This window comes from Streptomyces sp. CBMA291 (assembly GCF_014596525.1).
Lineage (GTDB): Bacteria > Actinomycetota > Actinomycetes > Streptomycetales > Streptomycetaceae > Streptomyces.
Genome location: NZ_MSJP01000045.1, coordinates 1 through 15,471, shown reverse-complemented (window position 1 = coordinate 15,471; position 15,471 = coordinate 1). Strand labels below are relative to the sequence as shown.

10 protein-coding genes and 1 pseudogene are annotated in these 15,471 nt (G+C 71.7%); 3 read left to right on the top strand and 8 right to left on the bottom strand.

Translation table 11 applies throughout. The features are described from left to right. Positions 1–426: 426 nt before the first annotated feature. The 6 genes from whiA to uvrA all read right to left on the bottom strand — a co-directional run bounded on the left by whiA (position 427) and on the right by uvrA (position 9,754). Complete coding sequence (gene whiA, locus BU197_RS12580) at positions 427–1,416, bottom strand: DNA-binding protein WhiA (protein ID WP_030205188.1); 990 nt, start codon at positions 1,414–1,416, stop codon at positions 427–429. Next, complete coding sequence (locus tag BU197_RS12575) at positions 1,407–2,432, bottom strand: uridine diphosphate-N-acetylglucosamine-binding protein YvcK (RefSeq protein WP_188268334.1); 1,026 nt, start codon at positions 2,430–2,432, stop codon at positions 1,407–1,409. Before BU197_RS12575 ends, whiA begins: the two co-directional genes overlap by 10 nt. Then, positions 2,429–3,406: an RNase adapter RapZ gene (rapZ, locus tag BU197_RS12570; protein WP_188268333.1), complete on the bottom strand. Its 978-nt coding sequence runs from the start codon at positions 3,404–3,406 to the stop codon at positions 2,429–2,431. The genes BU197_RS12575 and rapZ overlap by 4 nt, the downstream gene beginning before the upstream one ends. Next, positions 3,403–5,523: an excinuclease ABC subunit UvrC gene (uvrC, locus tag BU197_RS12565; RefSeq protein ID WP_188268332.1), complete on the bottom strand. Its 2,121-nt coding sequence runs from the start codon at positions 5,521–5,523 to the stop codon at positions 3,403–3,405. The genes rapZ and uvrC overlap by 4 nt, the downstream gene beginning before the upstream one ends. Before the next feature lie 439 nt (positions 5,524–5,962). Then, positions 5,963–6,424: a Rieske (2Fe-2S) protein gene (locus tag BU197_RS12560; protein WP_188268331.1), complete on the bottom strand. Its 462-nt coding sequence runs from the start codon at positions 6,422–6,424 to the stop codon at positions 5,963–5,965. Positions 6,425–6,691: 267 nt separating this feature from the next. Then, positions 6,692–9,754: an excinuclease ABC subunit UvrA gene (uvrA, locus tag BU197_RS12555; RefSeq protein ID WP_188268330.1), complete on the bottom strand. Its 3,063-nt coding sequence runs from the start codon at positions 9,752–9,754 to the stop codon at positions 6,692–6,694. A gap of 167 nt (positions 9,755–9,921) precedes the next feature. On the opposite strand from uvrA, the gene BU197_RS12550 reads away from it, so the two are divergent. The 3 genes from BU197_RS12550 (at position 9,922) to BU197_RS12540 (ending at position 12,911) form a co-directional block, all read left to right on the top strand. Continuing rightward, a complete protein-coding gene (locus tag BU197_RS12550; RefSeq protein ID WP_188268329.1) occupies positions 9,922–10,605 on the top strand; it encodes a maleylpyruvate isomerase family mycothiol-dependent enzyme in 684 nt (227 codons plus the stop codon). Positions 10,606–10,659: 54 nt separating this feature from the next. Continuing rightward, positions 10,660–11,316 carry an MBL fold metallo-hydrolase gene (locus tag BU197_RS12545; protein ID WP_188268328.1) on the top strand — a complete coding sequence of 219 codons (657 nt, stop codon included), beginning with the start codon at positions 10,660–10,662 and terminating at the stop codon, positions 11,314–11,316. Between the two features lie 308 nt (positions 11,317–11,624). Continuing rightward, on the top strand, positions 11,625–12,911 hold the full coding sequence (locus tag BU197_RS12540; RefSeq protein ID WP_188268327.1) for an MFS transporter: 1,287 nt from the start codon (positions 11,625–11,627) through the stop codon (positions 12,909–12,911). Between the two features lie 71 nt (positions 12,912–12,982). Here BU197_RS12540 and BU197_RS12535 read toward each other — a convergent pair whose 3' ends face one another. Together BU197_RS12535 and BU197_RS12530 are read right to left on the bottom strand one after the other, a co-directional pair. Continuing rightward, on the bottom strand, positions 12,983–13,990 hold the full coding sequence (locus BU197_RS12535) for a TerC family protein (protein ID WP_188268326.1): 1,008 nt from the start codon (positions 13,988–13,990) through the stop codon (positions 12,983–12,985). 231 nt (positions 13,991–14,221) lie between these two features. After that, positions 14,222–15,471, bottom strand: a pseudogene (locus tag BU197_RS12530) (export associated protein); the annotation flags it as partial.

Here is a 15,471-nt window from a genome sequence, read left to right as displayed (position 1 = left end):
GGGGCCGGGACGGAAACCGCCGGTGCCTCAGAAAGGCACCGGCGGAGGGGAGTTGAGCGTTCCGTACGACTAGGCCGATCGGGGACCCGGCGCTCCCACCCGGCCTCGCCGTACGGGCTCCCGGCTGACACTCCGTAACTGGCAACTCCGTGACTGACAACTCCGTGGCCGGTACTCCGTACGGCTCAGCCGACGGGGATTCCCGTGGGCGGTTCCGTACGGGTCAGCTCCGACCAGGTCTCCCGGTGGGGCGGTCCCGTACGGCTCGACTCCGACTAGGACCTCCCGGTGGGGCGGTCCCGTACGGCTCAGCCGACCAGGACCTCCCGGCAGGAGGTTCGGTACGGCTCAGCCGACCAGGATTCCCGGCGGGCGGTCCCGTACAGCTCAGCCGACCAGGGCTCCCGGCGGGCGGTCCCGTACAGCTCAGCCGACCAGGCTGTCGTCCAGTTCCTCGGTGAGGTTGGATTCGGTCCCGGGGATGCCCAGGTCCTGCGCTCGCTTGTCGGCCATCGCGAGCAGTCGGCGGATACGGCCGGCCACCGCGTCCTTGGTCAGCGGCGGGTCCGCGAGCGCGCCCAGCTCTTCGAGGGAGGCCTGCTTGTGCTCCATGCGGAGCCGGCCGGCCGCCGCGAGGTGCTCGGGCACCTCCTCGCCGAGGATCTCCAGGGCGCGCTGCACCCGGGCCCCGGCCGCCACGGCGGCACGGGCCGAACGGCGCAGGTTGGCGTCGTCGAAGTTGGCCAGGCGGTTGGCGGTGGCGCGGACCTCGCGCCGCATCCGCCGCTCCTCCCAGGCCAGCACCGACTCGTGGGCGCCGAGCCGGGTCAGCAGGGCGCCGATCGCGTCGCCGTCGCGGACGACGACCCGGTCCACGCCCCGGACCTCGCGGGCCTTCGCCGCGATGGAGAGCCGACGGGCCGCGCCGACCAGGGCGAGGGCGGCCTCCGGGCCGGGGCAGGTGACCTCCAGGGAGGAGGAGCGGCCGGGCTCGGTGAGCGAGCCGTGGGCGAGGAAGGCACCCCGCCAGGCCGCCTCCGCGTCACAGGTGGCGCCGGAGACCACCTGCGGGGGAAGCCCCCGGATGGGCCGGCCCCGGCCGTCGACCAGGCCCGTCTGCCGGGCGAGCTGATCGCCGCCCGCCACCACCCGCACCACGAAGCGCGAGCCTCGCCGCAGCCCGCCGGGGGCCATCACGATCAGCTCCGAGCTGTGCCCGAAGATCTCCAGGATGTCCCGCTTGAGGCGGCGGGCCGCCATCGCGGTGTCGAGTTCCGCCTCGATCACGATGCGGCCGCTCACCAGGTGCAGCCCGCCCGCGAACCGCAGGATCGACGAGACCTCTGCCTTCCTACAGCAGGTCCGGGTGACGGGGAGCCGGGAGATCTCGTCCTTCACCGCTGCCGTCATCGCCATGGGCCGATCCTTCCATGCATCCGAAAAATACGGTCGTACGCGGCGGCCAACAGCTCCGGGTCGTGCTTCGCGGAGCCGTCGGGCCCGGCCACCGGCGCCAGCTCGACCGCGGCGCCGAGCCGCTTGGCGGCATCGGCGAGGGAGTCGCGGTCGGGCACGGCGGCCTCGTCGGCGAGCACCACGTCCAGAGCGAGTTTAGGTGCGTGTCGTCCCAAAACCTCCAAATGACGCTGCGGGGAGAAACCATCGGTTTCCCCGGGCTGCGGCGCGAGGTTCAACGAGAGGACCTTCCGGGCCTTCGTCTCGGCCAGGGCGTCGATCAGTTCGGGGACGAGCAGATGCGGGATCACCGAGGAGAACCAGGAGCCGGGACCGAGCACCACCCAGTCGGCATCGAGGACCGCCTCGACCGCCTCGGGCGCGGCGGGCGGGTCGTTCGGCACGAGGTGCACGGACTGCACCTCGCCGGGGGTGAGCGCCACCGTCGCCTGGCCGCGCACGGTGTCCACATGCTCAGGGCGCGTCGGGTCGTGGCCCTTGACCAGGGCCTGGAGCTCCAGGGGCACGGCGGACATGGGCAGCACCCGGCCCTGGGCGCCGAGCAGCCGGCCCACCAGGTCGAGGGCCTGCACGGGGTCGCCGAGCTGTTCCCAGAGGGCGACGATCAGCAGGTTGCCGACGGCGTGCCCGTTGATCTCGCCCTTGGACTGGAAGCGGTGCTGGATGACCCGGGCCCAGGTCTGGCCCCAGTCGTCGTCGCCGCAGAGCGCGGCGAGCGCCTTGCGGAGGTCGCCCGGGGGCAGGACGCCCAGCTCCTCGCGGAGCCGGCCGCTGGAGCCGCCGTCGTCGGCGACGGTGACGACGGCGGTGAGGTCGCCGGTGATCCGGCGGAGGGCGGCGAGGGAGGCCGAGAGGCCCATGCCGCCGCCCAGGGCGACCACCTTCGGCTGGGCGCCGCGTCTGCGGAGCGCGCGCCGCACCGTGAGGGTGGAGCCGCGCCGACGGTTCGGCTTCACTCGCGCCCCATGTCCCGGTGCACGACGACGGTCTCGACCCCTTCGGAGGCGAGGCGGGCGGCGAGGCGCTCGGCGGTGGCCACCGAGCGGTGCTTGCCGCCGGTGCAGCCCACGGCGATGGTCACGTACCGCTTGCCCTCGCGGCGGTAGCCCGCGGCGATCAGCTGGAGCAGCTCGGTGTAGCGGTCGAGGAACTCCTTGGCGCCGGGCTGGTTGTAGACGTAGTTCGACACCTCCTCGTTGAGACCGGTGAAGGGGCGCAGCTCGGGGACCCAGTGCGGGTTGGGCAGGAAGCGCATGTCGACGACGAGGTCGGCGTCGACGGGCAGGCCGTACTTGAAGCCGAAGGACATGACGGTGGCCCGCAGCTCGGGCTCCTCGTCGCCGGCGAACTGGGCGTCCATCTTGGCGCGCAGTTCGTGGACGTTGAGGCTGGAGGTGTCGATGACCAGGTCGGCGTCGCCGCGCAGTTCGCGCAGCAGGTCGCGCTCGGCGGCGATGCCGTCGGTGATGCGGCCGTCGCCCTGGAGCGGGTGGGGCCTGCGGACCGACTCGAAGCGCCGGACCAGGGCGTCGTCGGACGACTCCAGGAAGACGATCCGGCGGGTGACCTGCTTGGAGTCGAGGTCGGCGAGGGATTCGCGGAGGTTGTCGAAGAACTGCCGGCCGCGGACGTCGACGACGACGGCGATTCTGGCGACGTTGCCCTGGGAGCGGGCGCCCAGCTCCACCATGGTGGGGATCAGGGCGGGCGGCAGGTTGTCCACGACGAACCAGCCGAGGTCCTCCAGGCACTTCGCCGCGGTGGACCGGCCCGCTCCGGACATGCCGGAGATGATCACCAGCTCGGGAATGGCCGCCTCGGCGCCGTTGTCGCCGGGGGTCTCCTTCGTGCCCGTACTCACGTGTCCTGCTCCGTCTTCTCGGTCGTGCTCGTCGTGCGGGTGGCGCGTGTTCCGTTCGTGCGCGCTCATGCGCTGCCGTCCCCGTCGTCTTCCATGATCTCTCCTGTCGCCGTGTTCACGGCGGGTGCCGCGGGGGCCGTCCGGGCGAGGGCCACGACGACCGCCTCCGCGGTCTTCCGGCCCATGCCGGGGACTTCGCAGATCTGATCGATTGTCGCCTGCCTGAGCCGTTTCACCGAGCCGAAATGCTTGATCAAAGCTTGCTTCCGGGTCTCGCCGAGGCCGGGGACGCCGTCCAGGGGGCTGCTCCGGATGCGTTTGGTCCGCTTGGACCGCTGGTAGCGGATGGCGAAGTCGTGCGCCGTGTCGCGGACCCGCTGGAGAAGGTACAGGCCCTCGCTGGAACGGGGCAGCACCACGGGGTCGTCCTCGCCGGGCAGCCAGACCTCTTCCAGGCGTTTGGCGAGCCCGCAGACGGCGATGTCGTCGATGCCCAGCTCGTCGAGGGCCCGCCGGGCGGCGGCGACCTGCGGCTGTCCGCCGTCGACGACGACGAGCTGCGGGGGGTACGCGAAGCGCTTGGGACGCCCGCCGTCGTCCGGGTCCCCGGGCGCGCCGTCGAGGGCCTCGGCGGCGGTGTCCAGGGCCGTGGCGGCGCCTTCGGGAGGCGTGGCGGCGGGAGGCGTGGCGACGGCGTCGAGGGCCGTGGCGGTGCCTTCCAGGTCCCCGGGGGCGCCGCCCTCGACGGGTCCGGTCACGGCGGCCGGGCCCCACTCCCCCGTCTTCTCCTTCTCCGCGAGGTAGCGGCGGAAGCGGCGGCCGATCACCTCGTGCATGGACCGGACGTCGTCCTGGCCCTCGAAGCCCTTGATCTGGAAGCGGCGGTACTCGCTCTTGCGGGGCAGCCCGTCCTCGAAGACCACCATGGAGGCGACGACGTCCTCGCCCTGGAGGTGCGAGATGTCGAAGCACTCGATCCGCAGCGGCGCCGAGTCCAGGTCCAGGGCCTCGGCGATCTCCTCCAGGGCCCGGGAGCGGGTCGTCAGATCGCTGGCGCGCTTCGTCTTGTGCAGGACGAGGGCCTGCTGGGCGTTGCGCGCGACGGTCTCCATCAGGTCCTTCTTGTCGCCGCGCTGCGGGACGCGCAGCGAGACCTGGGACCCTCGGCGGCCGGAGAGCCAGGCGGTGACGGACTCCGCGTCCTCGGGGAGCGTGGGGACCAGGACCTCCTTGGGGACCGTGTCGCCGCTCTCCTCGCCGTACAGCTGCTGGAGCGCGTGCTCGACGAGTCCCGCGGTGTCGACGGCCTCGACCTTGTCGGTGACCCAGCCGCGCTGGCCCCGGACGCGTCCGCCGCGCACGTGGAAGATCTGCACCGCGGCCTCCAGCTCGTCCTCGGCGAGGGCGATCAGATCGGCGTCGGTGGCATCGGCGAGGACCACCGCGCTCTTCTCCATGGCGCGGCGCAGGGCCCCTATGTCGTCGCGGAGCCGGGCCGCCTTCTCGTACTCCATGTCCTCGGCCGCCAGCATCATCCGCTTCTCCAGCCGCCGGATGTACGTGCCGGTACGGCCGGCCATGAAGTCGCTGAACTCCTCGGCCAGTTCGCGGTGCTCCTCGGGGGTGACCCGGCCGACGCAGGGCGCCGAGCACTTGCCGATGTAGCCGAGGAGGCAGGGGCGCCCGGCCGAGGCCGCGTTCCGGAAGACGCCCGCCGAGCAGGTGCGGACGGGGAAGACCCGCAGCATCAGGTCGACGGTCTCGCGGATCGCCCACGCGTGCGCGTACGGCCCGAAGTAGCGCACGCCCTTCTTCTTGTGGCCGCGCATGACCTGGACGCGCGGGAACTCCTCGTTCATCGTCACCGCGAGGTACGGATAGCTCTTGTCGTCCCGGTACTTGACGTTGAACCGGGGGTCGTACTCCTTGATCCAGGAGTACTCCAGCTGGAGCGCCTCGACCTCCGTCGACACGACGGTCCACTCCACGGAGGCGGCCGTGGTCACCATCGTGGCCGTGCGCGGGTGCAGGCTCGTGAGCGGCTGGAAGTAGTTCGCCAGCCGCTGGCGCAGTGACTTCGCCTTGCCGACGTAGATCACCCGGCGGTGCTCGTCACGGAACTTGTAGACCCCCGGGGAGTCGGGGATCTGACCCGGCTTGGGGCGGTAGCTGGAGGGGTCTGCCATGTTCCCCACCCTACTGGCGGGCACCGACAGTCCGGCCTCGCGCACCGGTCACGGGGCGGGCCGCGTCAAGGGCCGGTCGGGGACACGGGCGAGGGCCGATCCGGGGCGGGTCGGGAGGACCGATCCGAGGCCGGTCGGGAGGGCCCGGAGGGGGAATCCTCCGTTGTCCCCTTCCGGTCGGCACGTACGCGCGCGGGTTCGGCTCCGCGGGCGGGCCGTACGGCCTCCAGGTGCCCCGTTCGACGGGGCGGCGTTCCCGGCGCGCTGCCAGAGGCTTCGGCCGGGCCTCGGCGGGCGCGCCCCGCACCGGTCACCGGCGGCCTCCGCCGGGCCCCGTACACCGCAACGGCCCACCTCGCCGGGCAGTCCGTACGCCCGGGGGTCCTGGGCGTGGAAGGGGGGACTGGCGGTAGGGGTGGGCCGGGAGTGGTCGTACGGGTCAGGCCTTGGGGGTGGCCTCTGAGGCGGCCTTGGGGTCGGCCTTGGGACCCGCTATCAGCCTGCCGTTCTCGACGCGGACCGGGACCTCGGGGAGCGGGACGGTGGCCGGGCCGCGCAGGGCCTTGCCGGTCGTCGTGTCGAAGCGGCTGCCGTGGCAGGGGCAGTTCCCCTCGTTCGCCTCGACCTTGTCGAGGACGCAGCCCGCGTGGGTGCACTGGGCGCTGAAGGCCTTGTACTGGCCCTTGGCGGGGCAGCTCACGACGAGGCGCTGCTCCCGGTAGAGCTTGGCCCCGCCGACCGGGACCTCGTCGGGGTTGCCGAGGTCGACCGGGGCGGTCGGGGTGGGCACCCCGGCGTGGCCGAGCTTGGAGTCGGTGGAGCAGGCGGCGACGCCCAGCCCGGCGGCCCCGGCGAGGGCGGCGCCTTTCAGAACGGTGCGGCGGCTGGACTGGCCGGACATGTGCGCTCCACGGTGAGATCGGGGACAAGCACCCAGAGGGTGACCGAACCGACGATACCGGCGAGTCTCCCGCCCCCGACGCCGGGGCCTGTCCCCCGTACGGCCCGATGCCGAGGTCTTGGCCTGCACGGACGCCACACCGTGCGGGCCGGGACCGGCCCCGGCCCGCACGGGGGCGTGGCTTCGTCGCCCGGGGTGTGAGAGGAGAGACACAGCCGGGCGCGTGGCCGGAACCCGAGGCACGCCCTCGGGCTCCGGCCCGCCGCCTCAGGCCTTGCGGGCTCTCGGCGTCGTCTTCTTCGCCGCCGTCTTGCCCGCGGCGGTCTTCTTCGTCGCGGCGGCCTTCGACGTCGTGGCCTTCGTGGCGGTGGCGGCCTTCTTCGAGGGAGCCTTGGCGGAGGCCTTGACGGGGGCCTTCTTCGCCGCCGTCTTCTTCGCCGCCGTCTTCCTCGTCCCGCGTGCGGCGGGCGCCGCGTCGCTGACGCGGTCCGCGCCCAGGATCTCGCGGAGGAACTTGCCGGTGTGGCTGGCCGGGACCGAGGCGACCTCCTCCGGTGTGCCCTCGGCGACCACGACACCGCCGCCGCTGCCGCCCTCGGGGCCCATGTCGATGAGCCAGTCGGCGGTCTTGATGACGTCCAGGTTGTGCTCGATGACGATCACCGAGTTGCCCTTGTCGACCAGACCGGAGAGGACCTTGATCAGCTTCGAGATGTCCTCGAAGTGGAGACCGGTGGTCGGCTCGTCCAGGACGTAGACCGTGCGGCCGGTGGAGCGCTTCTGAAGCTCGGAGGCGAGCTTGACGCGCTGGGCCTCGCCGCCGGAGAGCGTGGGCGCCGACTGGCCGAGCCGGACGTATCCGAGGCCGACCTCGTGGAGCGTGCGCAGGTGGCGCGCGATGGTCGGGACGGCCTCGAAGAAGTCGAGGGCCTCCTCGATCGGCATGTCGAGGACTTCGGCGATGGACTTGCCCTTGTAGTGGACCTCCAGGGTCTCCCGGTTGTACCGGTCGCCGTGGCAGACCTCGCACGGGACGTAGACGTCCGGGAGGAAGTTCATCTCGATCTTGATCGTGCCGTCGCCGGAGCAGTTCTCGCACCGGCCGCCCTTCACGTTGAAGGAGAACCGGCCGGGCAGATAGCCCCTGACCTTGGCCTCCATCGTCTCGGCGAAGAGCCTGCGGACGTGGTCGAAGACGCCGGTGTAGGTCGCCGGGTTCGACCGGGGGGTGCGGCCGATCGGCGACTGGTCGACGTGCACGACCTTGTCGACGAGATCGTCGCCGTCCACCCGGGTGTGCCGGCCGGGCACCGACTTGGCGCCGTTCAGCTCGCGCGCCAGGTGGGTGTAGAGGATGTCGTTGACCAGGGTCGACTTGCCGGATCCGGAGACGCCGGTGACGGCGGTGAGGACGCCCAGCGGGAAGGAGACGTCGATGTCCCGCAGGTTGTTCTCGCGGGCCCCGTGCACGGTGAGCGCCCGCTCGGGGTCGATCGGGCGGCGGATCTCGGGCGTGGGGATGGACCGGCGACCGGAGAGGTACTGGCCCGTCATGGACTCCTCGTTGGCGAGGAGTTCCTTCAGGGAACCGGAGTGGACGACCTTGCCGCCGTGCTCGCCCGCGCCGGGGCCGATGTCGACGACCCAGTCGGCGACCTTGATGGTGTCCTCGTCGTGCTCGACGACGATGAGCGTGTTGCCCATGTCCCTGAGCCGGACCAGGGTCTCGATGAGCCGGTGGTTGTCGCGCTGGTGGAGGCCGATGGACGGCTCGTCGAGCACGTAGAGCACGCCGACCAGACCGGAGCCGATCTGGGTGGCGAGCCGGATGCGCTGGGCCTCGCCGCCGGAGAGGGTGCCGGCGGCGCGGTTGAGCGAGAGGTAGTCGAGGCCGACGTCGACGAGGAAGCGCAGCCGCTCGTTGACCTCCTTGAGGACCCGCTCGGCGATCTTCTTGTCACGGGCGTTGAGCGTGAGCCGGGAGAGGAACTCGGCGCAGTCGCTGATGGACATCGCGGAGACCTCGGCGATGGACCGGTCCATGACCGTGACCGCGAGGACGATCGGCTTGAGGCGGGTGCCCTCGCAGGTGGGGCAGGGCACCTCGCGCATGTAGCCCTCGAAGCGCTCGCGGCTGGAGTCGCTCTCCGCCTCGCTGTGCCGCCGCTTGACGAAGGAGACGGCGCCTTCGAAGGCGGGGGTCGTGTACGCCCGCTCCCTGCCGTACCGGTTGCGGTAGCGCACCTCGACCTGGGTCTTGTGGCCGTACATCAGGGCCTTCTTGGCGCGCTGCGGCAGTCCCACGTACGGGATGTCCGTGCGGAAGCCGAGGGCCTGGGAGAGTCCGCCGATGAGCCGGCCGAAGTACTCCTTGGTGTGGCCGTGCGACCAGGGGTGGATGGCGCCCTCGTCGAGCGACTTCTCCTCGTCGGGGACGACCAGCTCGGGGTCGACCTCCATGCGGGTGCCGATGCCGGTGCAGTCGGGGCAGGCGCCGAAGGGCGAGTTGAAGGAGAAGGAGCGCGGTTCCAGCTCCTCGAAGGACAGATCGTCGTACGGGCAGTAGAGGTGCTCCGAGTACATCCGCTCGCGCTCGGGGTCGTCCTCGGGGAGGTCGACGAAGTCGAGCACGACCATGCCGCCGGAGAGGCCGAGGGCGGTCTCGACGGAGTCGGTGAGGCGGCGCTTGGCGCTGTCCTTCACGGTGAGGCGGTCGACGACTACCTCGATCGTGTGCTTTTCCTGCTTCTTCAGCGTCGGCGGCTCGCTCAGCTGTACGGTCTCGCCGTCGACGCGGGCGCGGCTGTAGCCCTTGGTCTGGAGGTCGGCGAAGAGGTCGACGAACTCGCCCTTGCGCTCGCGCACCAGCGGGGAGAGCACCTGGAAGCGGCTGCCCTCGGGAAGCTCAAGGACCTTGTCGACGATGGCCTGCGGCGACTGGCGGGAGATCGGGCGGCGGCACTCGGGACAGTGCGGCTTGCCGATGCGGGCGAAGAGGAGCCGGAGGTAGTCGTAGACCTCGGTGATCGTGCCGACCGTCGACCGCGGGTTGCGGGAGGTCGACTTCTGGTCGATGGAGACTGCGGGCGACAGACCTTCGATGAAGTCGACGTCCGGCTTGTCCATCTGGCCGAGGAACTGACGGGCGTAGGAGGAGAGCGACTCGACGTAGCGGCGCTGCCCCTCGGCGAAAATCGTGTCGAACGCGAGGGAGGACTTGCCCGATCCCGAGAGCCCGGTGAAGACGATCAGGGAGTCACGCGGGAGGTCGAGCGAGACGTTCTTGAGGTTGTGCTCACGAGCGCCACGGACGATGAGACGGTCGGCCACGCCGGTCCGCACCTTTCTTCAGAGAGCGGATGTGCCACTTGACCCAACACTTCAAGGATGCCGGATGCTTCCCTGGAGCCTATAGCACGTACATTCGATTTCCGGCGTTCTGGAGACCTCTTCACCCGAACGAGTGGTGGCACCCCGATGGCACTAGGGTCGGCGCCATGATCGACCACGAACGCGACCTCACCCATGTCCACGAGGCGACCGAGAAGCTGCTGGCAGCGGCCGCCTCCCTTGACAACGCCGCTGTGGCCGAGCCGTCACGGCTGCCCGGCTGGACCCGCGGCCATGTGCTCACCCACGTCGCCCGCAACGCCGACGCCCTGGTGAACGTCCTCCAGGGGCTTCCCATGTACGCCGACGCGGCGAGCCGCGAGGACGACATCGAAGCGGGTGCGGGCCGGCCGCTGGACGCCCAGCTCGCCGACCTGCGCGCGACCACGGAGCGCCTGCGCGCCGTCACCGCCGAGCCCGCCGACTGGAGCCGCACCGTCGAGATGCGCAACGGCGTCCGCGACAGTGCCTCCCGGATCCCCTTCCGCCGCTGGGTGGAGGTCGACCTGCACCACGTCGACCTGGGCGTCGGCTACGAGCTGGAAGACCTCCCCGAGGAGTTCGTCACCCGCGAGATCGCCTTCCTCGCCCAGCGCTTCACCGGCCTGGAGAGCGTCCCCGCGACCACCCTGCGCTCCGCCGACGGCGGCAGCTGGACGACCGGCGGCGCCACCGGCGGCGTCGTCGTCACGGGCCCCGCCACCGAGCTGGTCGGCTGGCTCGCGGGGCGGCGCGACGGCGCGGCCCTGACGGCCGAGGGCGGGCCGCTGCCGACCCTCCCGGCACTGTAGAGCCACCGGGGCTCTCCCCGGCCCGCTGTCGGTGGGCGGGGCTAGTCTGAGCCCATGACGTACAGCGGAGTGGTGAAGGTCGGCGGACCTGCGGACGTGCACGAACTGACGGATCTGATGATCTCGAAGGTCGCGGTCGGCCCGATGGAGAACAACGCGTACCTGCTGCGCTGCCGGGCCACCGGCGAGCAGCTGCTCATCGACGCCGCCAACGACGCGGACACACTCCTCACCCTCATCGGTGACGACGGCGTCAGGGCCGTCGTCACCACCCACCGGCACGGCGACCACTGGCAGGCGCTCGCCGAGGTCGTCGCGGCCACCGGCGCGGTGACGTACGCGGGCGCGTACGACGCCGAGGGCATCCCGGTCGCGACCGACGTGCCCGTCGAGGACGGCGACACGATCCGGGTGGGGCGCGTGGAGCTGACCGCGCGCCGCCTGGTCGGGCACACGCCCGGCTCGATCGCCCTGGTCTACGACGACCCGCACGGCCACCCCCACCTCTTCACCGGCGACTGCCTGTTCCCCGGCGGAGTCGGCAACACCCGGCAGGACCCGGCGGCCTTCGCCAGTCTGATCGACGACGTGGAGACCAAGCTCTTCGCGGTCCTCCCCGACGAGACCTGGGTCTACCCGGGCCACGGCAAGGACACCACGCTCGGTGACGAGCGCCCGTCCCTCCCGCAGTGGCGCGAGCGCGGCTGGTAGACCTCCGGGAGCCGGGGCGGCCGATGAGGAAGCCTCCGCGCGCCGTCGCGCCTCGGGGAGCAGGCACCCGGTGAACCTCTCAAGAGACCGGTGGACCTCCAGGAACCGGTGTGTCCCGGAAGCCGATGCGTCTCCGGGAGCCGGGGAGCCGGGAGCGTGCGGTTCCAGCCGCCGCGCGCTCCCGCACGCCCCCGTAACCCGGGCGACCGCCGGGTAGTTGGCGCGATATGCGCCCCAGTCACTCCCCGTCGCACTCCGCGCCGCCCCCGCTCCCCTCGCCACCCCCGGCTCCGCCCTCGGCCCCCTCCATGGGACGGCTCGCCGCCGCCTCGCTCGTCGGCACCGCCATCGAGTTCTTCGACTTCTTCGTCTACGGGACCGCCGCCGCCCTCGTCCTCGGGCCGCTCTTCTTCCCGAGCTTCTCCCCGCTGGCCGGGACCCTCGCCGCCTTCGGCACCTTCGCCGTGGGCTTCGTCGCCCGCCCGCTCGGCTCGGCCCTCTTCGGACACGTCGGCGACCGCTACGGCAGGCGCCCGGTCCTCCTCGTCTCGCTGCTCGTGACCGGCTGCTCCACCGTCGCCGTCGGCTGCGTCCCCTCGTACGCCACGATCGGCGTCGCCGCCCCCGTGCTCCTGATCCTGCTCCGCTTCCTCCAGGGACTCGGCCTCGGCGGGGAGTGGGGCGGGGCCGTCCTGCTGACCGCCGAACACGCCCCCGCGCACCGGCGCGCGCTGTGGTCGAGCTTCCCCCAGATCGGCCCGGCGATCGGCTTCCTGCTCGCCAACGGCGTGATGCTGGCGCTCTCCGCCGGACTGAGCGACGCCGAGTTCCGCTCCTGGGGCTGGCGGGTGCCGTTCTGGGCCGCCGGGCTGCTCGCGGCGGCCGGGCTGCTGCTGCGGTCCTCGCTGACGGAGACCCCGCAGTTCGAGGAGTTGTCCGCGTCCGGACGGCGCTCGGGCGCCCCGCTGACCGAGGTCGCCCGCGACCACTGGCGGCTCGTCCTGCTGACCGCCGGAGCCCTCGCGGTCGGATACGCCGTCTTCTACACGGTCTCCACCTGGTCCCTGACGTACGGCACCGAGCGGCTCGGGGTGAGCCGCACGGTGATGCTGACCTGTGTGATGGCGGCGGTGGCGGTCAAGGGGGCGCTCACCCCCTTCGTGGCGCTCCTCGCGGACCGCTGGGGCCGTCGGCCGCTCTGTCTGGCGGGGTGCGCGGCCTCGGCCCTGTGGATGTTCCCGATGGTGGCCCTGCTGTACACGGCCCGGCCGCCGCTGATGTTCCTCGGCTTCCTGGGCTCGCTGCTCGCCTTCATCACGATGTTCGCGGTGGTGTCCGCGTATCTGCCGGAGCTGTACGAGCCCCGGGTGCGCTGTACGGGTGCCGCCGTCGGCTACAACCTCGCGGGCGTCCTGGGCGGCGCCCTCACTCCCCTCGTCGCCACGACCCTGTCCGACGGCGGATCGGGCCCGCCCTGGGGTGTCGCCGCCTATCTGACCCTGGTCGCGCTGGTCAGCCTGGCCTGCTTCGCGCTCCTTCCGGAGACGCTGCCGAAGGGCGCCGCGGAGCCCGCGCCCGAACCAGCCACCGCCTGAGACGGACCGGAGGACGGCGACGGCCGGCCGGGGAAGGCTTCCCCGGCCGGCCGTCGCCGTGTGTGCCCGCGTCAGGCGCCGACGCTGTCCTTCCCGGCGCCGTCCGACTCGGCCACGCTCTGGGCGGCGGCCCGCTCGGACTGGCGCTTGGAGGCGATCAGGCTGGTGATCGTGGTGATGATCAGGACACCGCAGATGACCGCGAGGGAGACCGGGATGGAGATCTCGGGGACGTGCACCCCGGACTCGTGCAGGGCGTGCAGCACCAGCTTGACGCCGATGAAGCCGAGGATCACCGACAGGCCGTAGCTGAGGTGGACCAGCTTCTTCAGCAGCCCCCCGATCAGGAAGTACAGCTGCCGCAGACCCATCAGGGCGAAGGCGTTGGCGGTGAAGACGATGTACGGGTCCTGGGTCAGGCCGAAGATCGCCGGGATGGAGTCGAGGGCGAAGAGGATGTCCGTGGTGCCGATGGCCAGCATGACGACCATCAGCGGGGTCAGGACCCGCTTGCCGTTGTTCCGGATGAAGAGCTTGGTGCCGTGGTAGCGGTCGGCGACACCGAACTTCCTCTCGACGGTCTTGAGGAGGCGGTTCTCCTCGAAGTCGTCCTCCTCCTCGCCGGAGCGCGCCTCCTGGATGAGCTTCCAGGCGGTGTAGATCAAGAACGCGCCGAAGATGTAGAAGACCCAGGAGAAGCTCGTGATGATCGCGGCGCCCGCGGCGATGAAGATCGCGCGGAGCACCAGGGCGATCAGCACGCCCACGAGCAGTACCCGCTGCTGGAGGTGGGAGGGGACCGCGAACTTCGCCATGATCAGGACGAAGACGAAGAGGTTGTCGACGCTGAGGGACTTCTCGGTGATGTATCCGGCGAAGAACTCGCCGGACGCCTGGCTGTCGCCGAAGATCAGCAGGCCGATTCCGAAGAGCGCGGCGAGCACGATCCAGACGATCGTCCAGACCCCGGCTTCCTTGACCGACACGTCATGGGGTTTGCGCCCGATGAAGAAGTCGGCTCCGATCAGGGCCCCCAGACCGAGAATGGTCAGGACCCACAAGGTCATTGAAACGTCCACTGCGCCTCCGGCGTCGTACGGCTACTGATCAGCGTCGTCGCTGCCGGAGGTCTCTTCCACCCGGCGACGAACCGTCGCCGCCGGGCCGACGCCCCGGGATCGGATCACCGAGGATCCGTCCGTATTGACGGGTACGCCGCGCATGGGGAGTACTCCCCTCCGCACCCGGAAGCCTACCCGAAAGACCAAGAGAAGGTAAAGAGGAGGGTAAAGAAGATCCAAAAGGCCAGGTCAGAGCCGCTTTCCTGAACGGGCGGCCGCCACCTGGGCAAGGACCTGACGCAGCACACCGCTGCCCGGCGGCGGCAACGGCGGCTCGTACGACCAGGAGTGCCCGACCCAGGGGTCCGCGAGGTGGTCGTCGTGGACGGGCGTGAGCCGCAGCAGCGAGCGCCACAACGGATCGAGCAGCGGCCCGTACGCCGCCGCGTCCTCCCGCGCCGCCACCATCAGCAGGTGCACCCCGACCGAGGGCCCCTCGTCCGCGAGGTACCGCAGCCGGGTCACCGCCCGGTCGTCGAAGCCATGTGGGAAATCGTGGACGAGCAGCAGCTGCCGGGAGGTGTCCAGACCCGGCGGCAGCGCGTCCTCCGCCCCGTTCCGCAGCGCCATCTGCACCAGGTCCACCCGCTCGGTGAGCCGCTCCAGCAGGGCGGAGACCCCGGCCGCGCCCCGGGCGGGCGGGGCCGTGAGGACGCCGCTCTCCACCAGTGGCGCGAGCCCGGCGGCGCCCGCTCCCGCCGGGTCCACCACATGGAGGGTCAGCCCGCCCGCCGGATGTGCCGCGAGCAGCCGCGCCGCGTGCGCGACCGCGCTCTCCAGGGCCAGCCGTCGCAGCTCCGCCTCGTCCAGGAGGGCGGCCGCCTCGGAGTGGCCCCGGTCGCCCGAGTCCACCCACAGACCGCGCTCCAGCGGCAGCCTGACCAGCATGGGGATCCGCAGATCGGCCCGCTCGGGAAGGTGCAGATCGCCGAGGCGGACGGCCATCGGCTCCTCGGACGGGGCCCGGTAGGCGTGCCAGACCGGATTGTCCCAACGGGCGTACGCCGGGGGCAGGGCCGGCTCGACGACCTCGGCCTCGGCCACGAGCCGGTCGAGGTCCCGGTCGAGCACTTCCCGCGCCCGCCCCACCAGCTCGTCGTGGCGGGCGCGAGCGGTGGCGCGCGCGACGTCGTTCGCGCCCCCGGCGCGGGAACGGTAGTCGGAGAGGGACTGTTCGAGTTCACGGTCGAGCCGGGACTCGGCGAAGCCACAGGCACTGCGGTACGCGGCGGCGGTACGGGCCAGATCCTCGAACATGCCCCAGACCTGGTTGTACAGGCGCTCGTCCATGGACCACCCGGAGGCGTCCCCCGCGACGGGCACGGGCGGGACCGGGTGCGCGTCGGTCACGGACGCGGGCGCCTGTACGGGCGCGGCGGCGGGTGCCGGTACGCGCGCGGCGGCGGGTGCCGGTACGCGCGCGGCGGCGGGCCCGGCGG